The organism is Ruegeria sp. CH10 (assembly GCF_056537125.1).
On record NZ_JBQFQY010000003.1, the window covers coordinates 138,575 to 162,727 of the forward strand.

Annotated in this window: 24 protein-coding genes and 1 tRNA gene; 12 read left to right on the top strand and 13 right to left on the bottom strand. The window is 60.2% G+C overall.

Going from position 1 to position 24,153, the window contains the following annotated elements; genetic code table 11:
• Window positions 1-166: 166 nt before the first annotated feature.
• The 4 genes from ACRZ94_RS10870 to ACRZ94_RS10885 all read right to left on the bottom strand — a co-directional run bounded on the left by ACRZ94_RS10870 (window position 167) and on the right by ACRZ94_RS10885 (window position 4,288).
• Window positions 167-1,735 (bottom strand): alkaline phosphatase D family protein, encoded by a 1,569-nt coding sequence (locus ACRZ94_RS10870; protein WP_480653168.1) that lies wholly within the window; start codon window positions 1,733-1,735, stop codon window positions 167-169.
• Between the two features lie 133 nt (window positions 1,736-1,868).
• Window positions 1,869-2,234 carry a hypothetical protein gene (locus ACRZ94_RS10875; RefSeq protein WP_480797327.1) on the bottom strand — a complete coding sequence of 122 codons (366 nt, stop codon included), beginning with the start codon at window positions 2,232-2,234 and terminating at the stop codon, window positions 1,869-1,871.
• A gap of 109 nt (window positions 2,235-2,343) precedes the next feature.
• Window positions 2,344-3,294: an AraC family transcriptional regulator gene (locus tag ACRZ94_RS10880; protein ID WP_480797328.1), complete on the bottom strand. Its 951-nt coding sequence runs from the start codon at window positions 3,292-3,294 to the stop codon at window positions 2,344-2,346.
• Between the two features lie 127 nt (window positions 3,295-3,421).
• Complete coding sequence (locus tag ACRZ94_RS10885; RefSeq protein WP_480653173.1) at window positions 3,422-4,288, bottom strand: branched-chain amino acid aminotransferase; 867 nt, start codon at window positions 4,286-4,288, stop codon at window positions 3,422-3,424.
• Window positions 4,289-4,448: 160 nt separating this feature from the next.
• Between ACRZ94_RS10885 and ACRZ94_RS10890 the strand changes: the two genes are divergently transcribed.
• The 6 genes from ACRZ94_RS10890 (at window position 4,449) to dxs (ending at window position 9,671) form a co-directional block, all read left to right on the top strand.
• Window positions 4,449-4,961, top strand: coding sequence for a MarR family winged helix-turn-helix transcriptional regulator (locus ACRZ94_RS10890; RefSeq protein ID WP_480653175.1), 513 nt, complete (start codon window positions 4,449-4,451; stop codon window positions 4,959-4,961).
• Complete coding sequence (locus ACRZ94_RS10895) at window positions 4,958-5,659, top strand: response regulator (RefSeq protein WP_480653177.1); 702 nt, start codon at window positions 4,958-4,960, stop codon at window positions 5,657-5,659. The genes ACRZ94_RS10890 and ACRZ94_RS10895 overlap by 4 nt, the downstream gene beginning before the upstream one ends.
• 69 nt (window positions 5,660-5,728) lie before the next feature.
• Entirely contained in the window at window positions 5,729-6,655 is a 927-nt protein-coding gene (locus ACRZ94_RS10900) for a histone deacetylase family protein (protein ID WP_480797329.1), read from the top strand.
• On the top strand, window positions 6,652-6,894 hold the full coding sequence (locus ACRZ94_RS10905) for an exodeoxyribonuclease VII small subunit (protein WP_209195839.1): 243 nt from the start codon (window positions 6,652-6,654) through the stop codon (window positions 6,892-6,894). Before ACRZ94_RS10900 ends, ACRZ94_RS10905 begins: the two co-directional genes overlap by 4 nt.
• Window positions 6,895-7,761: a polyprenyl synthetase family protein gene (locus tag ACRZ94_RS10910; RefSeq protein ID WP_480797330.1), complete on the top strand. Its 867-nt coding sequence runs from the start codon at window positions 6,895-6,897 to the stop codon at window positions 7,759-7,761. It begins immediately after the preceding gene.
• 2 nt (window positions 7,762-7,763) lie between these two features.
• Entirely contained in the window at window positions 7,764-9,671 is a 1,908-nt protein-coding gene (gene dxs / locus ACRZ94_RS10915) for a 1-deoxy-D-xylulose-5-phosphate synthase (RefSeq protein WP_480797331.1), read from the top strand.
• Window positions 9,672-9,679: 8 nt separating this feature from the next.
• Here dxs and ACRZ94_RS10920 read toward each other — a convergent pair whose 3' ends face one another.
• The 4 genes from ACRZ94_RS10920 to ACRZ94_RS10935 all read right to left on the bottom strand — a co-directional run bounded on the left by ACRZ94_RS10920 (window position 9,680) and on the right by ACRZ94_RS10935 (window position 12,868).
• Window positions 9,680-10,831, bottom strand: coding sequence for an acyl-CoA dehydrogenase family protein (locus ACRZ94_RS10920; protein ID WP_480797332.1), 1,152 nt, complete (start codon window positions 10,829-10,831; stop codon window positions 9,680-9,682).
• Between the two features lie 14 nt (window positions 10,832-10,845).
• Entirely contained in the window at window positions 10,846-11,082 is a 237-nt protein-coding gene (locus tag ACRZ94_RS10925) for an acyl carrier protein (RefSeq protein WP_480653185.1), read from the bottom strand.
• Between the two features lie 5 nt (window positions 11,083-11,087).
• Complete coding sequence (locus ACRZ94_RS10930) at window positions 11,088-12,584, bottom strand: amino acid adenylation domain-containing protein (protein WP_480797333.1); 1,497 nt, start codon at window positions 12,582-12,584, stop codon at window positions 11,088-11,090.
• 207 nt (window positions 12,585-12,791) lie between these two features.
• Window positions 12,792-12,868, bottom strand: a tRNA-Arg gene (locus ACRZ94_RS10935).
• A 243-nt stretch (window positions 12,869-13,111) separates the two neighbouring features.
• Between ACRZ94_RS10935 and ACRZ94_RS10940 the strand changes: the two genes are divergently transcribed.
• Together ACRZ94_RS10940 and ACRZ94_RS10945 are read left to right on the top strand one after the other, a co-directional pair.
• The gene (locus tag ACRZ94_RS10940; RefSeq protein ID WP_480797334.1) at window positions 13,112-14,137 is read left to right on the top strand and encodes a LacI family DNA-binding transcriptional regulator; all 1,026 of its coding nucleotides are present in this window, start codon (window positions 13,112-13,114) and stop codon (window positions 14,135-14,137) included.
• A 3-nt stretch (window positions 14,138-14,140) separates the two neighbouring features.
• A complete protein-coding gene (locus ACRZ94_RS10945) occupies window positions 14,141-15,349 on the top strand; it encodes a winged helix-turn-helix domain-containing protein (protein ID WP_480653191.1) in 1,209 nt (402 codons plus the stop codon).
• Between the two features lie 3 nt (window positions 15,350-15,352).
• On the opposite strand, the gene ACRZ94_RS10950 is transcribed toward ACRZ94_RS10945, so the two are convergent.
• The 3 genes from ACRZ94_RS10950 to ACRZ94_RS10960 form a co-directional block, all read right to left on the bottom strand.
• A complete protein-coding gene (locus ACRZ94_RS10950) occupies window positions 15,353-16,051 on the bottom strand; it encodes a fumarylacetoacetate hydrolase family protein (protein ID WP_480653193.1) in 699 nt (232 codons plus the stop codon).
• Between the two features lie 111 nt (window positions 16,052-16,162).
• Window positions 16,163-16,597, bottom strand: a complete 435-nt coding sequence (gene hpaR / locus ACRZ94_RS10955; RefSeq protein ID WP_480653195.1) for a homoprotocatechuate degradation operon regulator HpaR — start codon at window positions 16,595-16,597, stop codon at window positions 16,163-16,165.
• Window positions 16,598-16,742: 145 nt separating this feature from the next.
• Window positions 16,743-17,885, bottom strand: coding sequence for a DUF3095 domain-containing protein (locus ACRZ94_RS10960; protein ID WP_480653197.1), 1,143 nt, complete (start codon window positions 17,883-17,885; stop codon window positions 16,743-16,745).
• Between the two features lie 141 nt (window positions 17,886-18,026).
• On the opposite strand from ACRZ94_RS10960, the gene ACRZ94_RS10965 reads away from it, so the two are divergent.
• The 4 genes from ACRZ94_RS10965 (at window position 18,027) to ACRZ94_RS10980 (ending at window position 22,155) form a co-directional block, all read left to right on the top strand.
• The gene (locus ACRZ94_RS10965; protein ID WP_480653199.1) at window positions 18,027-19,199 is read left to right on the top strand and encodes an MFS transporter; all 1,173 of its coding nucleotides are present in this window, start codon (window positions 18,027-18,029) and stop codon (window positions 19,197-19,199) included.
• Window positions 19,200-19,217: 18 nt separating this feature from the next.
• The gene (locus ACRZ94_RS10970) at window positions 19,218-20,255 is read left to right on the top strand and encodes a glycosyltransferase family 4 protein (RefSeq protein WP_480653201.1); all 1,038 of its coding nucleotides are present in this window, start codon (window positions 19,218-19,220) and stop codon (window positions 20,253-20,255) included.
• 112 nt (window positions 20,256-20,367) lie between these two features.
• Window positions 20,368-21,390 (top strand): aspartate-semialdehyde dehydrogenase, encoded by a 1,023-nt coding sequence (locus tag ACRZ94_RS10975; protein WP_480653203.1) that lies wholly within the window; start codon window positions 20,368-20,370, stop codon window positions 21,388-21,390.
• A gap of 273 nt (window positions 21,391-21,663) precedes the next feature.
• Complete coding sequence (locus tag ACRZ94_RS10980; protein ID WP_480653205.1) at window positions 21,664-22,155, top strand: ferritin; 492 nt, start codon at window positions 21,664-21,666, stop codon at window positions 22,153-22,155.
• Between the two features lie 32 nt (window positions 22,156-22,187).
• Here the strand turns inward: ACRZ94_RS10980 and ACRZ94_RS10985 are convergent, their stop codons facing one another.
• Both ACRZ94_RS10985 and ACRZ94_RS10990 read right to left on the bottom strand, forming a co-directional pair.
• Window positions 22,188-23,201 carry a FecCD family ABC transporter permease gene (locus tag ACRZ94_RS10985; RefSeq protein WP_480653207.1) on the bottom strand — a complete coding sequence of 338 codons (1,014 nt, stop codon included), beginning with the start codon at window positions 23,199-23,201 and terminating at the stop codon, window positions 22,188-22,190.
• Window position 23,202: 1 nt separating this feature from the next.
• On the bottom strand, window positions 23,203-24,150 hold the full coding sequence (locus tag ACRZ94_RS10990; protein WP_480797335.1) for an ABC transporter substrate-binding protein: 948 nt from the start codon (window positions 24,148-24,150) through the stop codon (window positions 23,203-23,205).
• Between the last annotated feature and the right edge of the window lie 3 nt (window positions 24,151-24,153).

The following is a 24,153-nucleotide window of genomic DNA, read 5'->3' on the forward strand; positions in this document are numbered from 1 at the left end:
CGGCGAACCCTCACATATCAGAACGCTAAGTTCGCAAACCGCCTCGAAATCCGGCGCTGGATGCGCTTGCATCTGGCGTTGCGATATATCTGACTAATTTAGTCAGTAATTGCAACTGCGAAAACCGCGCCCCAGAAACTCCCTTGGGGCGCGGCGTGGTTGACGGTCAGATTCCTTGCGGCTGGGGGTCCAGTGTGACTGACCATAGCTCGGTATCGGCGCGGTCCATCAGGCGCACGGTCATCTGTTGGGTCGTCCCATCAATATCGACCAGTCCAAAGAATTGCAGACCGGCGCTGGGGGGCAGGTTTGCGCCTTGCTCTTTGGTCGGTGCTTTGACGAATTTCACCTGCGGCCCAAAGGTGCCGTCCAACGCGTTGGGGCCAAAGGTTCCGGCATGCAGAGGGCCCGAGACAAACTCCCAAAACGGCTCAAAATCCTGAAATTGAGCCGTATTAGGGTCATAGTAATGCGCGGCGGTGTAGTGCACATCAGCGGTGAACCAGACCGTGTTTGTGATCCCTTCGGTTTTGATGAAACGCAGCAGGTCAGCGATTTCCAACTCACGCCCTTTGGCCGGGCCACTGTCACCATTGGCAATCGCTTCGGCCCCCATCTGATCATTCCAGCGGTCCCAGACGATCAGACCGATGGGCATGTCCGAGGCGATTACCTTCCACGTGGCTTGTGATGCGGCCAGCTCGCGTTTCAGCCAGGCCAGCTGCGTGGCCCCCAGAATGCGGGACTGATCGGTGATCTCATCCTCCATCGAGGCACCGTTTGGCCCGCGATAGCTGCGCAGGTCCAGAAAGAAAACGTCCAGCATCGGACCGTATGAGATTTTGCGGTAGACGCGGCCGGGTTCTGCGGGGGTGATCCGCAGCGGCGTCATCTCATGAAAGGCGCGTCCGGCGCGGGCCTGCAGCGCATGCACCGATTTCTCGGTGTAGCGATCGTCAGAAATCAGGTCCTTGGCGTCGGACCAGTTGTTGACCACCTCATGATCGTCCCATTGAAAGAAGGTCGGGCAGACCGCGTTCATGGCGCGCACGTGATCATCCATCATATTGTATTTCCACTGGGCGCGGAATTCGTCCAGCGTTTCGGCCACCTTGCGCTTTTCGTCGATCAGGGTGGTGTTTTTCCAGATCAACTGGCCGTCTTTTTCCACCTCATCCTGCATCGGACCGTCCGCATAGACGGTGTCGCCGGAATGGATGAAGAAATCGGGACGGTGCTGCGCCATGGTGGCATAGGTGCGCATCCCGTCATCATCGATGCCCCAGCCTTGCCCGGCGGTATCCCCGGACCACGCGAACCGGATATCCCGGCGTTGGGACGGAGCAGTGCGGAATTGGCCAATAATAGGCTCTGATACGGCATTAATGTCGCTCAGATCGGCAGCCACGAAGCGATAGAAGATGTCCTGATCCGAGGGCAGACCGTCGACCAGCCGCTTTACCGCCATGTCGCTGTTCGGAATGGCATCCATGGCCGGCAATTGGCGGGCGTCGGCAAAGCTCTCGGTGGTTGAAACCTCCATCATCACCCGCGCGGGGCGGTCGGTGCGGGTCCAGATCATGCCGGATGTCATGTCCACATCGCCCGACTGCACCCCATGGGTGAACACGGGGCGCGATGCGGCACGGCTGAGGGCAGGCATAGCCAGGGATGCGGCGAAAGCGGTGCTGCCGGCCAGAAAGGCGCGGCGATTGGGGCGAAGGATTCGGGTCATGCGGGCTCTCCTGTCTGGTGGCCGGGCGCGGCCACGGGATCGGTGAGCGGCAGTGAGCCGCCTGTTTGTAAAACAAGCGGCTCAGATTCTTGAAAGTATCACGATGATATTGTGACACCTATGGGCAATTTGCTCAGGCAGTCACGCCTTCTTCCGGCGAGCTGAGCGAGATGACGGCGACCACCGCCGCGCCGTTCAGCCAGTAGTATATCGCATCCAGCCCCGAAAACCCAAGCAGGCTGGGTGCGGCCAGGAACGTAACGCCCACAATCAGGTCAACAGCCAGGTGAAGCTTATAGGGCAGCACCCGCCAGATCCCCAGATGGTGGTCCGTCAGCACGGTCACCACAAAGGCCGCAACCCCGGTGACCACGGACAGCCACAAGGCCAGAGGGTTGGATTGACCCAGCCCAAGCAAAAAGGGCAGGCCCATCAATGCGAATGCAACAGGGTAGTCCAGATAGGCGTGGATATTGCGGGTGACAAAGCGAAGAGACATGGGGGTTCCTTTCCTTGAATGGGATGACTCCAAACTAGGCAAGGACCATGGAACGTTTAATTCTGGATCGTTCGGCAGATTTTGCAGATCGTCCAGAACCGTGGGGTGATCAGTGCATGGATCGATACGCCGCCGGTGACAGCCCGACCTGTTTCTTGAACACCCGCGAAAAGGCGGCCTCGGAGGCGTAGCCGACCTCGGCCGCGGCGTCGGCCACGTTCCAGCGCGCTTCGGTCAGGCCATGGCAGGCGATCTGCATGCGCCAGTCGGTCAGGTATTGCATGGGCGTGGCGCCCATTTTTTCCGCAAAAAGCTGCGCGAAGGCGGTGCGTGACATCCCGGCCTCACGCGCCAGCGATTCGACGCTCCAATCCTGTGCGGGGGCTTGGTGAAACGCGGTCAGTGCGCGCGAAATGCGCGGATCGGCAAACCCGGCAAGGGCCGATTGGTTGGGGCTTTGATGTTCCAGATGGGCGCGGATGGCCTGCGCGAACAGCACCTCGGACAGTTTCAGCGCGATCAGATCACCGCCGATCCGGGCGCCGTTCACCTCGGACCCGATCATGCGCAGGGTCGCTTCGATCCAGGCCCCGGCCTCTTCGCCGTAGTTTTCGATCAGGATATAGGGCGGCAGCCGGTCGATTAGCATATGGCCCGTTCCTTGACGCCCCGGCGGGCCGGTGAACGAGAAATGGCCGCAGATCAGCTGGGTATCGCGGCTTTTGTCCTCGCCCCCATAGATCAGCACACCGTCACCTTGATAGCCGGACTCCTCCAGCACCTGTTCCAGTGGCAGCGCATCGACCGGTTTGACCTCATTGCACAGCAAAGCATGCGCAGCACCGTGCGGTATCAGGATCAGGTCCCCCTGCTTCAATCGCAGGGTTTCCCCTGTGTTAGAGACATAAACCTTCAGCTCACCCCGTTGGACAAAGTGAAACCGCGCCACGTTTTCGAACGCGGGCACCTGCACGCCGAAAGGCGGTGTAAAGGACGTGCGGAAATAGAACGTGCCGCGCAGGGACAGGCGGGTCAGGATATCGCTGAGAAGGTCCAACATACCGCCCAATCTAAACACACCTGTCAAAGCGTCCAGTGACCGGGACAATCTGCACAAAAGATTGAACGTCAGGCAAAGAAAAACCCCCACGAAACGCGGGGGTGTGATTTTTGGTGATCGATGTGGATCAGGCGCGGACCATCGCCTCGTACTCGGCAGCGATGTCACGGGTGATATCGCCCACTTCGAACGTATAGTCACCGATCTGCCCGACCGGAGTGACCTCGGCCGCGGTGCCGGTCAGCCAGCACTGCTCGAACTCTTCCATTTCCTCGGGTTTGATGCGGCGCTCGTGCACGGTGATGCCTTTGTCTTTCAGCATCTGGATCACGGTCTGGCGGGTGATTCCGTTCAGGAAGCAATCGGCCAGCGGGGTATGAACCTCACCATCTTTGACAAAGAACACGTTGGCCCCGGTCGCCTCGGCCACGTAACCGCGATAATCCATGAACAGCGCGTCCGAACAGCCCTTGGCCTCGGCCTTGTGCTTGGAGATGGTGCAGATCATGTAAAGGCCCGCCGCCTTGGCATGAACCGGGATGGTTTCAGGGCTGGGGCGTTTCCATTCGGCAATGTCCAGCTTGGCACCCTGCATCTTGGCATCGCCGTAATAGGCGCCCCAGGCCCAGACGGCCACAGCCATTCGCACCGGGTTTTTCGCCGACGCGACACCCATATCATCGCCCGACCCGCGCCAGACCAGAACGCGCACATAAGCGTCCTGCAAACCGCTGGCCTTGAGGGTCTCTTCCTTGGCGGCCTCGATCTCGTCCAGCGAATAGGGCATCGGCATGTCCAGCGCCTCGGCCGAGGCGATCAGGCGCTCGGAATGCTCGCGGCTTTTGAAGATTTTGCCGTTATAAGCGCGCTCCCCCTCGAACACGGACGAGGCATAGTGCATGGCATGAGTCAGGATGTGCACATTGGCGTCGCGCCATGGCACCAGCTTGCCATCCAACCAGATGACTCCATCACGATCATCATATCCCGACATGCGAAACCTCCTGAACCGGGTTGAACTTTCCAATTATTGCGCCAATTAAGTCCGATGCGGACATAAAGTTGCGCAAAAACTGCGATTCGATACCTCTCCACTCTTGGAATGTCAACAACGCTGACATAAACTTGGAGCCGAGCAACAGATGAGGCAAACCATGTCTGATACGCGCCCCGCCCAAGTCTTTGGCGGTGAAAGCCTTTTGTTCCTGACCGACGAACAGCTTCGGCAGGGGATCGAGGCGATGTTTTTTGCCTATCGCGGATTTACCGCCGACCCTGACCGGATTTTGACGCAGCTGGCCTATGGGCGGGCCCATCACCGGGCGATTCACTTCATCAACCGCGCGCCGGGCACCACGGTCAACAACCTGCTGGCCATTCTTGGGGTGACCAAGCAATCCCTAAACCGCGTGCTGCGGACCTTGATCGAGGACGGGCTGGTCGAAAGCCGTGTGGGAACGGCAGACAAGCGCGAGCGCCATCTGTTTCTGACCGAAAAAGGCAAGGCGCTTGAGGCGCAATTGTCCGAGGCCCAGCGCGTTCGGATGCGGGCCGCCTACAAGGATGCGGGCCCCGAGGCCGTATCAGGATTTCGTAAAGTGCTTGAAGCGATGATGGATGCTGATATGCGTCATGCTTATAAAAAACTGCGGGATACGACCTCATGAGCGATATGGATGCCCATCTGCTGATCGTTGACGACGATGAGCGTATTCGTGATCTGCTCAAGAAGTTCCTGATGCGCAACGGGTTTCTGGTCACGTCGGCCCGCGATGCCGCCCATGCGCGGCGGGTGTTGTCGGGGCTGGATTTCGACATGATCGTTCTGGATGTGATGATGCCGGGCGAAGATGGCGTCAGCCTGACCAAGACGCTGCGCGAAACGCATAGCACGCCGATCCTGCTGCTGACGGCACGGGGTGAGACCGAACACCGGATTGCCGGGCTTGAAGCGGGCGCGGATGATTATCTGGCCAAGCCGTTTGAGCCCAAGGAACTGCTGCTGCGGATCAACGCCATTCTGCGGCGGATGCCCGAGACACCCGCGCAAGAGACGGCGACCAAGATTCTGAATCTCGGCCCGATCCGTTATGATGTGGAACGCGGTGAGATGTGGCAAGGCGAAGACCCCGTGCGCCTGACCGCGACCGAGAGCCAGCTGATGAAGATTTTCTCGGCCCAGCCGGGTGAGCCGATCAGCCGGGCCAAGCTGGTTGAGGATTTGGGCCGCGACAAGGGTCAGGCGCAGGAACGCGCGGTGGATGTGCAGATCACCCGCCTGCGGCGCAAGATCGAACAGGACCCGAAGCAGCCGCGTTACCTACAGACCGTTCGGGGGGCCGGATATATGTTGGCGCCGGATTGATTTGGCCGCCGCGCGGCGGTTTGATGCCTTCGGCGAGGATATTTTTAGCCAGATGAACAGGGGACCCCGATGAAGACCGCCCTTTTGACCCATGCCGATTGTCTGGGACATGTGACGCCGGACGGGCACCCCGAGCGTGTGGCGCGGCTGGAACATATTCTGCATGCGCTGGAAGATCTGGACCTGAACCGCAAGACGGCCCCGATGGCGGCGGATGATGATCTGCTGCGGGTGCATCCCGAAAGCCATATCGAGGATATTCGCAGGTCCCGGCCCGCCGAAGGGTTCCAGCAGATTGACGGGGATACGTTCATGTCCCCCGGCTCGGTCGATGCGGCGTACCGCGCGGCGGGTGCGGCTGTGCGGGCTGTTGATCTGGTTCTGGGGGGTGAAGCGCCAAATGCGTTTTGCGCCATCCGCCCGCCCGGCCATCACGCCGAGACGGACAAGGCCATGGGGTTCTGCCTGTTTGGAAATGCGGCGCTGGCGGCGAAACATGCGCTGGACCATCACGGGTTGAACCGGGTCGCGGTGGTGGATTTCGATGTGCATCACGGCAATGGCACGCAGGATTTGCTGTGGGATGAACGGCGCGCCCTGGTGGTCACCAGCCAGCAGATGCCGCTGTGGCCGGGATCGGGGCGTCCGGATGAGACCGGCGCGTTTGAGACCGTTTTGAACATCCCCCTTGCCCCGGGCACCGGCGGGGCCGAGATGCGCGCCGCTTATGAGACGCAGGTCTTTCCCCGGCTGCGCGCCTTCAAGCCCGAGTTGATCATCATCTCGGCCGGGTTCGATGCGCATCAGGACGATCCGCTGGCCAATCTGAACTGGTCCACCGGCGATTTCGCCTGGCTCACCGCCGAGCTGTGCGGGATTGCCGATGAGGTTTGTCAGGGCCGTATCGTCTCGACTCTGGAAGGCGGGTATGATCTGAACGCATTGGCACAGGCCACCCGCGCCCATGTGCAGGAATTGATAAAGGCAGCGCAATGACTGAGACCCCCGTCGATCAGATGACATTCGAACAGGCGATGAAAGAGCTGGAGGCCGTGGTCGGTCAGCTTGAACGCGGTGATGTGGCGCTGGATCAGTCCATTGCGCTGTACGAACGCGGCGCGGCGTTGAAAAAGCGCTGCGAGGATGAGCTGAAGCGGGCCGAGGAAAAGGTGGCCGCGATCACGCTGGATGCCAATGGTCAGCCGACCGGGACGACCCCTGTCGAAGGTCAGTAAATGTTTCGCGAAAGACTGGCGCAGGATGCGGCGCGGATTCAGGATCAGTTCGATCTGGTTCTGGGGGCGCTGGACGATCTGGATGTGACGCAGGCGATGGCCTATGCCACCCAGGGCGGCAAACGGCTGCGCGGGTTTCTGGTGCTGGAAAGCGCGCGGCTGCATGGCGTGGACATGGACCGTGCCATCTGGCCTGCGGTCGGGATTGAGGCGCTGCATGCCTATTCTCTGCTCCATGACGATCTGCCCTGCATGGATGATGACGATCTGCGCCGGGGGCGGCCAACCGTTCACGTGAAATGGGACCAAGCCACCGCCGTTCTGGCCGGGGATGCCCTGCAAACGCTGGCATTCGAGCTGTGCGCCCGGCCCGAGGTTGGGCCTGCGGATGTGCGGGCCGAGCTGGCGCTGACACTGGCCCGGGCCAGCGGGGCGCAGGGCATGGTGCTGGGTCAGGCGTTGGATATTGCGGCTGAGACGGCCACGACGCCGCTGACGCTGGAACAGGTTACGCGGCTGCAGGCGGGCAAGACCGGGGCTTTGATCGAATGGTCGGCCTGTGCGGGCGCGCGGCTGGCGCAGGCCGATCCAGCGCCGCTGCACCGCTATGCCAAGGCGCTTGGTCTGGCGTTTCAGATCGCCGACGACATTCTGGATGTTGAAGGGGATGCGGAAAAGGCCGGTAAGCGCCTGCAAAAGGACGCCGAGGCGGGAAAGGCCACATTTGTCTCGCTTTTGGGGCTGGATGCGGCCAAGGCGCGCGCCGCTGATCTGGTGGATCAGGCCTGTGCGGCACTGGACAGTTACGGCGCGGCGGCGCATGTCTTGAAGGACGCCGCCCGCTTTGTCATCGCCCGGGACACCTGATCATGTCTGACCGCCCCAAGACGCCCCTGCTGGATATGGTGAACTGCCCTGCCGACCTGCGGCAGTTTTCCGACACGCAATTGCATCAGGTGGCGCAAGAGCTGCGCGCCGAGACGATCTCGGCCGTGTCGGTTACAGGCGGCCATCTGGGGGCCGGTCTGGGTGTGGTTGAGCTGACGACGGCCCTGCATGCGGTTTTTGATGCGCCCCGCGACAAGATCATCTGGGATGTCGGGCATCAGTGTTATCCCCACAAAATCCTGACCGAACGGCGCGACCGTATCCGCACCCTGCGGATGAAGGGCGGGCTGAGCGGCTTTACCAAGCGCAGCGAAAGCCCCTATGATCCCTTTGGCACCGCCCATTCCAGCACCTCGATCAGTGCGGCGCTGGGTCTGGCGGTGGCGCGCGATCTGGGCGGTGAGACCGCCGAGGGGATCGGCGATACGATCGCCGTGATCGGCGATGGCGCGATGTCGGCAGGCATGGCGTTTGAGGCGATGAACAACGCGGGCGATCTGAAAAAACGTCTGATCGTCATCCTGAACGACAACGGTATGAGCATTGCCCCCCCGGTCGGCGCGCTGTCCACCTATCTGTCGCGGTTTTATACCGAGGCCCCGTTCCATGATTTCACTGCAGCGGTCGAAGGTGCGGTATCGATGATGCCCAAACCCCTGCGCGCTGGTGCCAAGCGGGCCAAGGAGCTGCTGAAGGGCATGGCGCTGGGCGGCACATTCTTTGAACAGATGGGCTTTTCCTATATCGGCCCGCTGGACGGCCACGACATGGATCAGCTGTTGCCGGTTCTGCGGGCCGTCAAAGACCGGGCGACCAGTCCGATCCTGATCCATGTGATGACCCAAAAGGGCAAAGGCTACCCCCCGGCCGAGCAAGCCTTTGACAAGGGCCACGCGACCGAAAAGTTCGACGTGGCAACTGGCAAGCAGAAAAAGGCGCGCCCGAATGCGCCGTCCTATACCTCGGTCTTCAGCAAGACCCTGCTGGATCTGGCCAGCCGCGATGACAAGATTGTCGCCGTGACCGCCGCCATGCCCGATGGCACCGGGTTGCGGCAATTTGCGGAACGCTACCCCTCACGCTGTTTTGACGTGGCGATTGCGGAACAGCATGGCGTGACCTTCTCGGCCGCGCTGGCCGCGGGCGGGATGAAGCCGTTCTGCGCGATTTACTCGACCTTCCTGCAGCGCGGCTATGATCAGGTGGTCCATGATGTGGCCATTCAGGGCCTGCCGGTGCGCTTTGCCATCGACCGGGCCGGTCTGGTGGGTGCCGATGGCGCGACTCATGCCGGGTCATTCGACATTGCCTATCTGGCCAATCTGCCCGGCATGGTCGTGATGGCCGCCTCGGATGAGGCTGAACTGGTGCACATGGTTGCGACCGCAGCCGCGCATAGTGATGGCCCGATTGCGTTCCGCTACCCAAGGGGCGAAGGCGTAGGCGTTGAGCTGCCCGAAGAGGCCGAGGTGCTGCCGATCGGCAAGGGCCGTCTGGTCCGCGAAGGGGACCGGGTGGCGCTGCTGTCCTTTGGTGCGCGTCTGGCCGAGGTTCAGAAAGCCGCCGAACTGCTGGCGGCCCGTGGGATCACCCCCACCATCGCCGACGCGCGCTTTGCCAAACCTCTGGACCGCGAGTTGATCCTGAATCTGGCCAACACCCATGAGGCGCTGATCACCATCGAAGAAGGTGCCATCGGCGGGTTCGGCAGCCATGTGGCGCAATTGCTGGCGGATGAGGGGGTTTTTGATCGCGGATTGAAATACCGCTCAATGGTGTTGCCGGACGTGTTTATCGATCAGGCAAGCCCGGCGGATATGTACGCAACCGCAGGTCTGAACGCGGAACAGATCGCGGCCAAGGTGGTATCTGTTCTGGGGCTGGACTAAGGATTGCCTCAGCGCCCGGCTGCACCTTTAAGCTGGGCTGCAATCAACAGGCGCTGAATATCCGATGTGCCGCCCAGCGTGATGGTCCCCGCCATATCGCGCAGCATCCTTTCCGCCTCACCCGTCAGATAGCCGTTGGCCCCCCGGATGCGCTGCGCCTGTTGGGCGTTTTCCAACAAAGCCTCGGCCACGTTCAGCTTGACCACCGCCGGGGTCATGCGGTTTTGAACACCCGCATCGGTTTCCCGTGCTGCGTTTTCGATCAGCAACCGCGCAACCTCATGGCGCATCTGCATATCGGCCAGCCGGTTGGCGACGGTCTGGTTGTTGATAATGGGCCAGCCGTTTGGCGCGCGATCCCGCGCGAAAATCACCGTCTCATCCAGCTGTCGCTTCATCGCGCCGATATGGCCTGAAAAGATAAAGCTGCGCTCCCACGCAATGGACTGGGTGAAGATCGCGTGCCCCGCACCTTCTGCGCCCAATAGGGCAGAATGGGGGAGTTCGACGTTTTCAAACCTCAGTTCGCCGGTGGGCACGGTGCGGTGGCCCGATTTTTCATAGGGTGCGCTTTTGGACACGCCGGCTGTATTGAGATCAACCAGAAAGGCCGACATGCCCCAGGCCCCAAGATCAGGATTGGTGATGGCAAAGACCTGCGCGACATCCGCCGCAGGGGCCATCCCGATCCAGATTTTCTGACCGTTCAGCACATAGCCATCCGCCGTTTTCTGCGCGCTTGTGCGAATGCCGGTCACATCCGATCCGCTGTTTACCTCGGTCACCGCATGGGCGCACAGGATCGACCCATCCACCAGACCGGGCAGCCAGGTGTCTTTCTGCGCGTCGCTTCCGAAGACCATAATGGACTGCTGCATTGCCCAAAGCTGACCGCTGAGCCCCAGCAACATGCCGTTGTCGCGACAGCCTTCGCCCAGCGCATGCAGCGCCTGCACGGCGTCCAGAAAGCTGCGTCCCTGACCGCCAAATTCCTGCGGGATGATCAGACCCAGAACACCCGCCTGCGCAGCTGCGGTCCAGAGGGGCCGCCAATCCGCTGCGTCCTGTGCCCCGCGCCGGTCGCGGGCTTCGACATCAACGCTCAGCACCTCTTGCCCAAGGGTGCGGAACGCCTCGCATGTGTCATGGATCGATCGCATCGGATGCACCCTGTTCAGGTCGGTTGAAGGGTTGTCAGAAACTGCGACAGCTGCTGCACGCTGCTGAAGTTTTCAAAGGTGATCTGATCTGTTGGGATCTGGACCTGCATCTCGGTTTCCAGAAAGGCGACCAGCGTCATAACCCCAAGCGAATCCAGAATACCGGACACCAACAGCTCATCACCCGGGTCAACCTGCCTGCCGTCCAGAATGGTTCCTGAGATGAAATCTGCAATCTTCTGCTGGGTCATTCCGGTCACCTGTCCAACTCTTCAAGGGTTCTGCGATTGATCTTGCCCGTGCTTGTCTTGGCAAAGGCGGTTCGGGCCTCAAGCGTATCGGGCACCATATATCCCGGCAGTTTTGTCTGCAGGAACGCTTTCAGATCGGCCATGGTCAGGGTCTGATCATCGACCAACGTGACAAAGCCCAGAATGCTGGACCGGTCCGACGATACGGTAACCGCGGCCTCGGACACAGCGTCATGAGAGGCCATCACCAACTCGATCTCATCCAGCTCAACCCGGTAGCCGCGTATTTTGGCCTGACGGTCCTCGCGCCCCAGAAAAACCCAGCGCCCTGCCGCGTCCTGATCGACCCGGTCGCCGGTCCGGTAATACCGCTGCCCGTGCACCTGCACAAAAGAGCGTTCGTTCTGATCGGGCCTGTTCCAATAGCCGGTCATCATCGACGGCGACGCCACCAGCAGTTCCCCATCCTCGGCCCGCAGAAACCGGGCGTGGTCCATCGTGTGGCCAATCGGGATCGGCATATCTGCCGGGTGATCCTGCGGGACCGTATATTCCGAGACCTGGTTGACCTCGGCCGGGCCGTAAGAGTTTGAAATGCCCGCCCCGAACGCGCCGCGTAACATCGGCAGCGCCGATGGTGGCATCGGCTCCCCCCCATAGATCAACCATCTGAGGCGCGACACATCCCGCTTTTCCAGCGCGCCACGCTCACACAGCTGAACAAAGGTATAGGGCACGGAACTCCAGATCGTGCCGCCGCTTTCCTCCAGCAGCTTTGCGAGGCTGGCGGGAAACAACAGCGCCTGTTCGATCACCAGCTCGGTCGACGCACCAACCATGGGGGGCGTGAAAAAGTCGGCCAGCGAGAAATCGAAATGCAGCGGCACGGTGTTAAAGAACACGTCTTCGGGCCGTAACTTGTACTGTCGCAACCAGGCATGGGCAAAAGCGCTGCCCGACGCAAATGTATGGCATATGCCCTTGGGCACGCCGGTCGACCCCGAGGTAAAGATGATATAGGCCAGATCATCCCGCCGGTTTTCATGGCTGCGGATGTCAGACGCGTCGGGGTCGGGCATCAGACAAGTGCAACCCGGCACCTCAACCCCGATCACGGTCACTATGTTCTCGGCTGCGATTTTCTCAACCAAAGTGACCGATTTCGGGGCGCCGATCACAACAGAGGTTCCGCAATCCGCGAGGATGTGGTTCAACCGTTTGGATGGCGCTGTCGGGTCCAGCGGTACAAAAGCAGCCCCAACCATCCAGATCGCGTGGATCGCAACGGGCATCTCAAGCCCTTTGAACAAGGCCAAGGCCACCCGATCTCCGGGCTGAACACCAGCTGAGAGAAGCGCGACAGCCATCGCTTGCGCTTTTGTCTTCAGGTCGGCATAGGAAACAGTCTCACCATTGCAGCGAAATGCCGTGCGTTCGGGCCACTTTTCCGCCGCCTGCGCCAGGCATGTGTCAATATCGCTGAATTCAATGCCAGTCTTCAATTCACCACTCCAGCGATCTGCTTACAAACCCAGACGGGTGCGTTCTGCCCATTCCGGGATCGGATCACTGTCTTTCCCTCTCGCTCACGATACTGTGTGTTCGTTTGGATCGGGGGTTTGGATCACTCATGATCCAAAAACGGGATTGTTGGCGTGGAAAACTGCACCCTTGTGTTCTGATAAGCTCAGATTTGGAACAGTGCGTTGTGGCGCCCACGGGAGGATTCGAACCTCCAACGATCCGCTTAGGAGGCGGGTATTCTATCCAGTTGAATTACGCGGGCGTCTTTAAGCTTCATGTCGTGTCGCATTGCGGTTGTCAATTTACGGCGCGTCCCTTTTGCGGCCAAGCCAAAATTTTTCCCGACTGTGGCAGGGTGGAAATTGTGGTGGCCCCCTTTTGACAGCTTATGCAACGCTTTCTGCGGCTTGATCTTTTCACGGTTGTTATGGCGGTCTGACAACAGTTGTAAATTGCGTCCTGTTCACGCTACCATTCGTGGAAACAACACTGCAGGTGCCCTTTCGTGACTACAGATACCAAACGCCCGCTTACCCTTCGTGATGTGTCAGAAGCGTCGGGGGTTTCCGAGATGACGGTCAGTCGCGTGCTGAGAAACCGGGGCGATGTATCGGATGCCACCCGCACCCGCGTTCTGGCCGCCGCGAAAGAGCTGGGCTATGTGCCCAACAAAATCGCCGGAGCGCTGGCATCCAGCCGGGTGAATCTGGTGGCGGTGATCATTCCATCGCTGTCCAATATGGTGTTCCCCGAGGTTCTTACAGGCATCAACCAAGTGCTGGAAGACACCGAATTGCAGCCGGTGGTCGGTGTGACAGACTATTTGCCCGAGAAAGAGGAAAAGGTCCTGTATGAAATGCTTTCGTGGCGGCCGTCAGGTGTGATCATCGCCGGGTTAGAGCATACCGAGGCCGCGCGCGCCATGCTGGCTTCGGCTGGCATTCCGGTGGTTGAGATCATGGATACCGATGGCAAACCCGTCGATGCGATGGTCGGTATTTCGCACCGCCGTGCGGGGCGTGAGATGGCGCAGGCGATCCTGAAGGCGGGGTATGAACATATCGGCTTTATGGGCACCAAGATGCCGTTGGACCACCGGGCACGCAAACGGTTCGAAGGTTTTACCGAAGTGCTGGGCAAAAACGGGATCGAGATCGAAGATCGCGAGTTCTATTCCGGCGGTTCGGCTCTGGCCAAGGGGCGTGAGATGACGCAGGCCATGCTGGAACGCGCACCCGATCTGGATTTTCTGTATTATTCCAATGATATGATTGGGGCGGGCGGTTTGTTGTACCTGCTGGAGCAAGGCATTGATATACCGGGTCAGATTGGCTTGGCGGGGTTCAACAATGTCGAACTGTTGCAGGGCCTGCCGCGCAAACTGGCCACGATGGATGCCTGCCGGCTTGAGATCGGGCGCAAAGCGGCTGAAATCATTGCCGCACAATTGGCCGACCCAGAGGCCGAGGTTGAGACCCGTGTAACCCTGACACCCAAGATCAGCTATGGTGACACACTCAAACGGCGCTGATCCGTGGCGCTGAGGCGGCTGGACAACAAGACAGCCCGTGGCATCTTTATGGATCGTCACGCGTTGGCCGAGCCGCCCTCTGGCGGGTCCAAAGGGGCTGATCTGCTGGATTTGATCCACCGGCTGGGTTTTGTACAGCTCGACAGCATCAACACTGTGGCCCGTGCCCACGATATGATCCTGTTCTCGCGCCGACCCTCGTATCGGCCCGACAACCTCAAACATCTGTATGAGCGTGACCAAGCCCTGTTCGAACATTGGACGCATGATGCGGCCATGATCCCGATGGCGTTCTATCCGCATTGGCACCTGCGGTTTCAACGCGATGCTGAACTGCTGAAATCCCGCTGGAAGAACTGGCGCAGGGACGGGTTCGAGCAGCGGTTTTCAGACGTTTTGCAGCATATTCGCGATCACGGGCCGGTCTCTTCCTCGGATGTAGGAAAGGATGAAAAGAAAGGGTCGGGGGGATGGTGGGATTGGCACCCGTCCAAGACAGCGCTTGAGTTTCTGTGGCGGTCCGGGGCGTTGACGGTTGTGGGCCGCAGCGGGTTTCAGAAACGCTATGACCTGACTGAGCGGGTGATTGAAACGCATCTTTGCCCCGGCAACATGAGCTGTGATGCCGAGCAGACCGTGGATTGGCTGTGTCATGCGGCGCTGGATCGGTTGGGGTTCGCGACCTCAGGTGAATTGGCAGCCTTTTGGGACACCGTCGAGGCGGCGGAGGCGAAAGACTGGTGTGAAAAGGCTCTAAAACAGGGAAAACTGGAAGAGATCGAGGTTACCTGTGCCGATGGGCGCACACGGAAGCTTTTTGCCCGCCCGGACCTGAGCGAGACTGACCTGCCGCAATCAACGGGTCGTATTCGTGTCCTCAGCCCGTTTGATCCCATGCTGCGCGACCGAAACCGGGCCGAGCGTTTGTTTGGCTTTCACTATCGGATTGAGGTCTTTGTGCCCGCAGCTAAGCGTATCTATGGCTATTATGTCTTTCCCTTGCTCGAAGGTGACAAGCTGATTGGCCGGATCGACATGAAGGCCCGTCGTGATCGAGGGGTGCTGGAGGTCAACGCGCTGTGGCCGGAACGTTCCATTCGCTGGTCACCTGCACGCACCAAACGGTTGCAATCCGAATTGGACAGGGTCCGTCGGTTTGCCGGGTTGGACGATGTACAATTTGTATCGGACTGGATGAAAGACCATATTTAGGGTCTATTCCGGCGCTGTGAGGCTAAGTTTTACGGGCTCCAGCCCATCGATCGCGCCTTCGATCACATCGCCAGCTTGTGTGGGGCCGACGCCTGCCGGGGTACCGGTCAGGATCAGGTCGCCGGGGCGCAGATGGTAATAGCCGGACAGGTGGCTGATGATCTCATCGATTTTCCAGATCAGCTCACTCAGCGTGGCGTCCTGCCGGGTGTCGCCATTTACGCTCAGATGAATGCGGGTTGTGTCCTGTGGCGCCCAGTCGGTGGCTGGTGTCAGCGGGGCAAAGACGGCCCCGCCCTCAAGATCCTTGCCCAGATCCCAGGGGCGCTGCTTGTTCCGCTCGCGGATTTGCAGATCGCGACGGGTCATGTCCAGTGCGCAGCCATATCCATAGACGGCCTGCTGGGCCTGCGCTGCGGTTCCATGAAAGATCGGTGCGCCAATGGCGACAGCCAGTTCCATTTCGTGGTGATAATTCTCGGTGCCCGGCGGATAGGGAAGGGTTGCGCCGGTCAGAACGGCATTGGCGGCGGACTTGGTGAAGTAAAACGGCGCTTCGCGGTCGACCTCATGCCCCATTTCGGCGGCATGGGCCGCATAATTGCGCCCAACGCAGAAAATCCGCCCGACCGGGTAGACCAAATCCTTTCCGTGCACCGGAATCTCAAGCGGCTCGGGAAGAGAAAACAGACGATCAGGCATGGCGGCCCCCTTTGGTGTCAGCCTGCGCGCATCGTAGCGGCGCAGCCCAAGGGGGCAAGCATGTTCCATACGATATGCGCCCGCGTTACCGGTCAGGATCGCAGGGTTCTGTCACGTCTCAAGATCGCGCAGGTCGTTCAGCAGATCCAGCAGGGCCTCATGGCGTTCGGGCCCAAGTTTGGCGCGCAGGTCCTCGGCCAATTGGACGGTGACCTGGATGTTATCCCGAACGATCTGCTTGCCTTTCGCTGTGATATCAACAATTTGCCGGCGCTTGTCGCAAGGATGCGTTTGCCTGACGACCAGCCCTTTGGCTTCCAGCTTTTGCAGGATACGGGTGAGGCTGGGCAGCAGCAGACAGGCTTGTTCAGCCAGATGTGTCGGCTCCTGCGGCCCTTCTTCGTCCAGTACGCGCATGACGCGCCATTGCTGTTCGGTGATGTCCACATCAGCCAGCATTTTGCGAATAGGACCCATGACCCGTTCCCGCGCCCGAAGCAAGGCAATGGGCAGTGAGCGTGACGTCAATGGTGCTTCATTGGTCATAAGAAAGTGTCGCTGAAAACCGTTGCCGCTGCAATGGTTCTGCCCGTATCTCGCGGTTTTTTGACGGTTTTGTAATATGTTAGACTCTAACTGGTCGCTGTTAGCGCTGCCAGTCCGGGCCCAAATGGCCGTGCGTCGAAAAACCCTAACCCCGCATCGCGGCAGCGGCCTGCGCGTATCCGCCCGAGGCCCCATCGACGAAATGCACGTGATCGTCTCGCATGGCAGAGGGTACAAAACAGGTCATCATCGCCTCATCCTGCGCGTGCAGACCATAGCGTATCTTTCCTTGCCCGCGCGCCTGTTCCAGCATAATCTCGATCTGGGCCAATGTGGCTGGGTCGCAATCCAGCGTCATCTTCAACCCATCGTCGAACTTGCGAAAATCGGCATTGCGGCTCACGGCGTTTTTGTAGTGTTTAGGGTCGAAATTACCCAGTTGCCTTTCGGTTTTGAACAGTACCGCAATCAGCAGATTTTGCCCCAGCAGCTTTAGCTTTTGGCCCAGCAGGCTGCGCCCGGCCCGCGACACGCGGGCGTCCAGATCGACGTCGGGGGGCGGCCAGCTTATGGGCGGGCCATTTTCTGGCACCGGGTGGCCGGACCGTTCCAACCCGTCCGAGGCGGACAGGACCGATTGCGCCAGATCGGCAAAGTCGCTTTCGGTGGCTTTTGCGGTGGGTTGCACCACCAAAGACACGATCTGGCCATGGCGGGCCTTGCTGTTGGACCAGCGACAGGACAGGCCCATCAGATCGGGCAATGCGCCGGGCTCGGCGGCGGGAACCTCAAAAGCACCGGCCTTCATCTGCGTTTCGGCCCAGACCAGACCACCGCCCGCAAACATCGCGTAATCCACCCCGTCCGAGGGCGCATAGCGGGCCACGCGCAAGTCGCGACCGGCTAGCCGGATTTCCGATACCGGCACCAAGGCTGCGCGCAGGTTGATGGTAAATTCCTGCCCGGCCCATTGCCGCAGATCGGCCAGAACGGTGCGCGCGGTGTCCACTGCACTGGCAGGCACGGCAAATCCGGCACCGTCACCGCCGAAGACATAAGGAAATTCCTGCCCTTTCAATGCGTTGATCATGGCTGAGATGACCGCAGCGCCCACCATATTCACGGTTTTGTAGCGCCCGCGCGCGATCTCACCGGTCGAGTCGACAATATCGGCCACACCCACGGCCCAGTCATCCGGCACGGCAGCGAACCGCGTCGGTTGCGCAAGCAAGGTAAAGTCCCGCTGCAGCGGAAGGCTGTCATAAAAGGCGGCCTGGGCGTCTTTCATCGGCACCTCGGGGTGATGGGTAACACAGTAAATAGACCAGATGTGAACTCTGTCCGCTAAAAACAGTATAGCACACACGCTTGTGTGGAACACCTCGGCGTGCCAAGCATTCCTGCGCGGCGGCGGAAAAGGGGACCGTTCATGAAGGCAGGTTTGGTGGTCTTGTGCCTGGGCTATGTGCTCAGCCAGTTTTTTCGCGCGTTTTTGGCCGTGCTCAGCCTGGATCTTGAGCGTGACATCGGCGCGACGCCCGAGGATCTGGCCTTTGCGTCGGGCCTTTGGTTTCTGGTCTTTGCCGCGATGCAACTGCCAGTGGGATGGGCTCTGGACCGGGTTGGCCCGCGCGCAACCTCCGCCGCGCTGCTGCTGGTCGGAGGGGCAGGCGGTGCCGCCCTGTTTGCCGTGGCGAGCACGCCGTTTCATATCGCACTGGCCATGGGGCTGATCGGCGTTGGCTGTTCGCCGGTTCTGATGGCGTCTTACTATATCTTTGCGCGCGAATACCCGCCCGCGCGGTTCGCGACCCTGGCTGCGGTGATGCTGGGCGTCGGGTCTGTGGGCAATCTGGTGGCCTCCTATCCCACGGCGCTGGCCGTTGAGCTGATGGGATGGCGCGCGACCATGTGGGTTCTGGCGCTGTTTTCCGCCGTCATCGCGCTGGGTATCTGGGCCACGGTTCATGATCCCAAACGCGTCGAGACCGAACATCGCGGGTCCGTTCTGGACCTGCTGAAAGAGCCCGCCCTGTGGACGATCCTGCCGCTGATGCTGGTGGCCTATGCGCCCTCGGCCGCCACGCGCGGATTGTGGGCCGGGCCGTACCTCAGCGATATGTTCAGCCTCAGTACAACTCAGATCGGGACGGCCACGCTGATCATGGGGGCGGCGATGATTGCCGGGACTTTTGTCTATGGCCCACTTGACCGGCTGCTGGGCACGCGGAAATGGGTGATTTTCGGCGGCAATGCGCTGGGCGCTGCGGCGCTGGCGGTGCTGTGCCTGTTCATCGACAACGCGGTTTGGCTGTCGATCGTGCTGATTTCTCTGATCGGATTTCTGGGGGCCAGCTTTCCGGTCATCATGGCCCATGGCCGGGCCTTCGTGCCCCCGCATCTGGTGGGGCGGGGGGTGACGCTGTTGAACCTGTTTGGCATTGGCGGTGTGGGGCTGGCGCAGTTTGTCACCGGCCGGGTCCATGCCGCCACGGTGGACATCAGCCCGACCGCGCCCTACACAGCGATATTCGGCTTTTTTGCCGTCACCCTCGCGATTGGCTGCATCATCTATCTGTTCAGTCGCGACAGTACCGACTGACCCCGACAGGAGAGCGCAATGGCAGAGATCGAAGTTCTGGCGCCGAACCTCAAACACAGCCTGTCAGGTGTAACGACAACCGTTCTGCGGCTGCTGCCCATTCAGGCAAAGATGATCAATATCCGCGCCACGGGGCCGGGGCTGCCGGAGGATATTCCGCATATTCGCCTTTGGAAGACTCTGTTTTTGCCCAACAAGACCCCGATTGTGTGGCATGCGCGGCGCAATACTGAGATGCTTATGGGGCTGGTGCTGCGCGCTGTGTTCCGGCGTAATTACAAGCTGCTGTTCACCTCAGCCGCGCAGCGCGATCATTCGGGATTTACCAAAAGCCTGATCTCAAAAATGGACGCGCTGATTGCAACGACACCGCAGGCGGCCTCGTTCCTGCAGCACCCCGCGACGGTGATCATGCACGGGGTGGACACGCAGATTTTCCACCCCGCACAGGACAAAGCCGCCCTGCGTGCGCAGTTGGGTCTGCCGTCCGGTACGCTGATCGGGTGTTTTGGCCGCATTCGGCCCCAGAAAGGCGTCGATCTGCTGGTGGATGCCGCCCTTCAGGTGCTGCCCGATTTCCCCGATGCGCAGATCATCTTTACCGGCAACGCAACCAGTGAATTTGAGGGGTTTCAGCGCGAACAGGAGGCCAAGCTGAAACAGGCTGGGCTGTCTGATCGCGTGCGGTTTCTGGGGGAACGCCCCTGGGATGAGATCGTGCAAACCTACCGCGCGCTGGACCTGTTCGTGGCCCCCGCCCGCCACGAAGGGTTCGGCCTGACCCCGCTTGAGGCGATGGCCTCGGGCGTCCCGGCCATTGCGTGCCACGGCGTCGGGGCCTTCAGTGCGCAGATCAGGGATGGCGAAACGGGACGTCTGGTGGAAAAAGACAACGCGGATGCGCTGGCCGGTGCCCTGCGCGATATGCTGAGTGACCCAGACCATTTGCGCGCCGCAGGGGTCGCCGCCCGCAAGCATGTGGAACAGAATTTCCGAATCGAAGGCGAGGCGGAAGAGATCGTAAAGGTCTATCGGTCCCTGTTGGCACAGGGCTAGGAACGCTGAAACGCCTCAAATCGCCGTCATAGGTCGGATTATGGTGCGTTTGCTCTTTTTTCTTTGCGGCAACGCAGCTAAGAACGCGCGTCCTTAACTTTGGAGACATGAAATGGGCTATCGCGTCGTTGTCGCCGGCGCCACGGGTAACGTGGGCCGCGAAATGCTGAACATCCTGGCGGAACGCCAGTTCCCCGTTGATGAACTTGCCGTGCTGGCAAGCCGTCGTTCGCTGGGAACCGAGGTAAGCTTTGGCGACAAGACACTGACGACCCAGGACATCGACACCTTTGACTTCACCGGCTGGGACATGGCGCTGTTTGCCATCGGCTCGGACGCGACCAAGGTCTACGCGCCCAAGGCGGCTGCGGCGGGTTGTGTGGTGATCGATAACAGCTCGCTCTATCGCTATGACCCGGACATTCCGCTGATCGTGCCGGAGTGTAACCCGCAAGCGATTCACGACTACAAGAACAAGAATATCATCGCCAACCCCAACTGCTCGACCGCGCAGATGGTTGTGGCGCTGAAACCGCTGCATGACCGCGCGCGGATCAAGCGCGTGGTTGTCTCGACCTATCAGTCGGTTTCGGGTGCCGGCAAAGACGGCATGGATGAGCTTTGGGATCAGACCAAAGCGATCTACAACCCCACGACTGAGGTTGAGCCGAAGAAATTCCAAAAGCAGATCGCTTTCAACGTCATCCCGCAGATCGACGTCTTCATGGAAGACGGATCGACCAAGGAAGAGTGGAAGATGGTGGTCGAGACCAAAAAGATCGTCGATCCGTCGATCAAGGTCACAGCCACCTGCGTCCGCGTTCCCGTTTTCGTTGGCCATTCCGAGGCCGTGAACATCGAGTTCGAGGAATTCCTGGACGAAGACGAAGCCCGCGACATCCTGCGCGAAGCACCGGGCATCATGGTGATCGACAAGCGTGAGGCTGGTGGCTACGTCTCGCCCATCGAATGCGCGGGCGATTTCGCCACCTTCATCAGCCGTATCCGTCAGGATTCGACCATCGAGAACGGTCTGAACCTGTGGTGCGTGTCCGACAACCTGCGTAAAGGTGCCGCCCTGAACGCGGTGCAGATCGCCGAATTGCTGGGCCGTGAGGTTCTGAAAAAAGGCTGAAGATCAGCCACCGCATCATGACCAAGGGCCGCCTGTAAGGTGGCCCTTTTTCTTTGCGCGGATTTACGTGCCACAACCCGGATGTTGACAGGGATCAGAGAAAACACATTAAATTTAATTGATACTTGCATAATAGCCAAAACCGAAAACGCATCAAAAGCTTGCTCGGGCCGCGTTTCAAGGACCCGGATTTCGCCAAAGACAGTGATCGGCACGCCAACTCATTTCTGAAAAAGGAACTCTCTTATGTCACACCTGTCCACGGCGACTATCATGAATGATCTGATGAATGGTGAGCTGAGAGCGGCGCATCTCTATTGGCAGGCTGGTGCCTGGTGCGTGGAACGCCATCTGGATGGCTGCGCCGAGCTGTTGCTGGCCCATGCGGATGAAGAGCTGACGCATATGAAGAAGATGCTCAACTATCTGGTGGATTGCGAATGGCCGATCCAATTCAAAGAGCTGCCGGAACCCAAGGTCGAGACGAATTCGGTTCAGGAATTGTTCCAGATTATTCTGGACCACGAAAAAAAAGTGACGGACGGCATCAATTCCGCCGTCAAGGCGGCGCAGGCCACTGATGACCACAGCACCTTTGAGTTCCTGCAATGGTTCGTCATGGAACAGCGCGAAGAGATCAAGACCTTTCAGGGTATCATTGATCGTATCAACCTGATCGGCGACGGTCCGCACGCCCTCTATTACATTGACAAGGAGGTCGCCGAGATTTCGGCGTCGATGGCCGGAGGGGACGCGGCAGTTTAGATCGCAAAGCGCGCTGGAATGGTGTCAGAGCGCTATTTGCGCGCTCTGGCGGTGCGGAACAGAAGCAAAAAGACGAACACGGACCCGATGGATGTTGTCACGATCCCGACGGGCAGTTCCTGCGGGGCCAGAAGCAACCGGCTGAGGATGTCGGACCCTGTCAGCAGCGCCGCGCCCACGATGGCGGCCGTGGGCAGCAGGCGTTTGTGCAGCGGCCCCGCAATGCCGCGTGCGATATGCGGCACCATCAGGCCCACAAAGCCGATCACACCCGCGACGGAAACGAAAACAGCCGTGGCCAGTGCTGCGGCAAAGAACATGCTGAACCGCAACCCCTGCACCGGGACACCCAGGGTCGAAGCGGTCAGATCCCCGGTCAACAGCGCATCCAGCCAGCGGTTGCGGTACAGCGAATAGGACAGGATCAGGACCAGACCGGCGCAGACCAGGGGAAACGTCTCCCACCGGGCCAGGCCCAGACCGCCCAGCATCCAGAAAATCACCGAATGCGCGGCGCGGCTGTCGCCTGCGAAGATCAGGTAATTGGTGATGGCCGAGAACAGAAAAGACACCGCCAGCCCGGCCAGAATCAGCTTTTCAGGCGCGCTTGTGCGCAAGCCATGCACCAGCGCCAGCACGATCCCAGAGGCCACAAGCCCGCCGCAAAACGCCGCCAGCGGTAAGGTCCAGAACCCCAGTATGTCTCCGGTCACAGTGATCACGAACACCGCCCCCGCCGCCGCGCCTGAGGACAGGCCAAACAGAAACGGGTCAGCCAGATCGTTGCGCGTGGTGGTTTGCAGGACGACGCCGACAATGCCCAACCCGGCGCCGATGACCGCCGCGAACAGGGCGCGGGGCAGGCGCAGGTCAAAGACGATGCGATGCAGCGGGGACATATCCCCATCCGTCAGGCCGGTGCCCAGCAAGACCGCCTGCAACGCATCCGAGGCGGGGATGGGCGTGGTGCCGTAGACCGTGGAAATCAGTAAGAGGGCGGCCAGAATGACCGCCCCCAGCACGAGCATAACGCCCAATCGGGTCATATCAGTTGAGGCCCGGGTGCATTGCCTTGGCCATTTTCGAGATCGCCTCGATATTTGCCGGTCCGGGGGTCAGTTCCTCGTACCGCAGGCCGATCCAGCGTTCGTTCTTGACCGCGTCAGTCTGCGACATCACCGGATGTTCCTGCAGGAACTTGAACGTATCCGCCGCGCCATTGCCGGTCTGATAGTCCAGCAGCACCAGGAATTCCGGGTTCGCGGCGGCCACGGCCTCCCACGAGGTGCGGCCCCAGCTGGTGTCCATGTCATGGGTGACATTCTCACCACCCGCAGCTGCAATCATCGCGTCGGGGATGGCGAATTTGCCAGCGGTAAAGGGCGCATCTGCCGGGCCGTCCAGCAGGAAAACGCGGGGTTTGGCGACATCGGCGGTTTGCGATTGAATCGCGGCCAGTTCCTCTTTCCAGCCAGCGACCAGCGCCTCGGCCTTGTCTTCGACATGCATGACGGTGCCCAGACGCAGAACGTCGTCAAACAGCAGGTCCATGCTGGCCTCGGGGCGGTCCTTGTCCAGATGCACGCAGCTTTCCGTCAGGATCATGGTCTTGATGTCAAAGGGTGCAAGCGTGTCGGGGGTCACGTCACCGCCCGGCTTCATGCCGTAGTACCAACCGGCAAAGAACAGATCGGGCTCTACCGCGACCAGGTTTTCAACGGTCGGGTATTTCGGGGCCAGCTCAGGGATGTCACCGCGCAGAGTGTCAAACTCGGGGCTGGTTTTGTACCAGCCGGTGATGCCGGTCAGGCCCACGATCTTGTCCTGCAGACCCAGCGCAAAGGCCATGTCGGTCATGTTCATGTCATGCACGACCAGACGCTCGGGCTGGGTTTCAAAGACCAGCGGTTCGCCGCAATTGTCGACCGTGACCTCATGTGCCGAGGCACCCCCCGCAATGGTGGCCACGACGGCAGCAGACCAGAGTTGTTTCATGTG

What these genes read in the sequence shown, in the direction of transcription:
- ACRZ94_RS10870 (WP_480653168.1), bottom strand. Translation starts at nt 1,735, where the DNA reads ATGACCCGAATCCTTCGCCCCAATCGCCGCGCCTTTCTGGCCGGCAGC.
- ACRZ94_RS10875 (WP_480797327.1), bottom strand. Translation starts at nt 2,234, where the DNA reads ATGTCTCTTCGCTTTGTCACCCGCAATATCCACGCCTATCTGGACTAC.
- ACRZ94_RS10880 (WP_480797328.1), bottom strand. Translation starts at nt 3,294, where the DNA reads ATGTTGGACCTTCTCAGCGATATCCTGACCCGCCTGTCCCTGCGCGGC.
- ACRZ94_RS10885 (WP_480653173.1), bottom strand. Translation starts at nt 4,288, where the DNA reads ATGTCGGGATATGATGATCGTGATGGAGTCATCTGGTTGGATGGCAAG.
- ACRZ94_RS10890 (WP_480653175.1), top strand. Translation starts at nt 4,449, where the DNA reads ATGTCTGATACGCGCCCCGCCCAAGTCTTTGGCGGTGAAAGCCTTTTG.
- ACRZ94_RS10895 (WP_480653177.1), top strand. Translation starts at nt 4,958, where the DNA reads ATGAGCGATATGGATGCCCATCTGCTGATCGTTGACGACGATGAGCGT.
- ACRZ94_RS10900 (WP_480797329.1), top strand. Translation starts at nt 5,729, where the DNA reads ATGAAGACCGCCCTTTTGACCCATGCCGATTGTCTGGGACATGTGACG.
- ACRZ94_RS10905 (WP_209195839.1), top strand. Translation starts at nt 6,652, where the DNA reads ATGACTGAGACCCCCGTCGATCAGATGACATTCGAACAGGCGATGAAA.
- ACRZ94_RS10910 (WP_480797330.1), top strand. Translation starts at nt 6,895, where the DNA reads ATGTTTCGCGAAAGACTGGCGCAGGATGCGGCGCGGATTCAGGATCAG.
- dxs (WP_480797331.1), top strand. Translation starts at nt 7,764, where the DNA reads ATGTCTGACCGCCCCAAGACGCCCCTGCTGGATATGGTGAACTGCCCT.
- ACRZ94_RS10920 (WP_480797332.1), bottom strand. Translation starts at nt 10,831, where the DNA reads ATGCGATCGATCCATGACACATGCGAGGCGTTCCGCACCCTTGGGCAA.
- ACRZ94_RS10925 (WP_480653185.1), bottom strand. Translation starts at nt 11,082, where the DNA reads ATGACCCAGCAGAAGATTGCAGATTTCATCTCAGGAACCATTCTGGAC.
- ACRZ94_RS10950 (WP_480653193.1), bottom strand. Translation starts at nt 16,051, where the DNA reads ATGCCTGATCGTCTGTTTTCTCTTCCCGAGCCGCTTGAGATTCCGGTG.
- hpaR (WP_480653195.1), bottom strand. Translation starts at nt 16,597, where the DNA reads ATGACCAATGAAGCACCATTGACGTCACGCTCACTGCCCATTGCCTTG.
- ACRZ94_RS10960 (WP_480653197.1), bottom strand. Translation starts at nt 17,885, where the DNA reads ATGAAAGACGCCCAGGCCGCCTTTTATGACAGCCTTCCGCTGCAGCGG.
- ACRZ94_RS10965 (WP_480653199.1), top strand. Translation starts at nt 18,027, where the DNA reads ATGAAGGCAGGTTTGGTGGTCTTGTGCCTGGGCTATGTGCTCAGCCAG.
- ACRZ94_RS10970 (WP_480653201.1), top strand. Translation starts at nt 19,218, where the DNA reads ATGGCAGAGATCGAAGTTCTGGCGCCGAACCTCAAACACAGCCTGTCA.
- ACRZ94_RS10975 (WP_480653203.1), top strand. Translation starts at nt 20,368, where the DNA reads ATGGGCTATCGCGTCGTTGTCGCCGGCGCCACGGGTAACGTGGGCCGC.
- ACRZ94_RS10980 (WP_480653205.1), top strand. Translation starts at nt 21,664, where the DNA reads ATGAATGATCTGATGAATGGTGAGCTGAGAGCGGCGCATCTCTATTGG.
- ACRZ94_RS10985 (WP_480653207.1), bottom strand. Translation starts at nt 23,201, where the DNA reads ATGACCCGATTGGGCGTTATGCTCGTGCTGGGGGCGGTCATTCTGGCC.
- ACRZ94_RS10990 (WP_480797335.1), bottom strand. Translation starts at nt 24,150, where the DNA reads ATGAAACAACTCTGGTCTGCTGCCGTCGTGGCCACCATTGCGGGGGGT.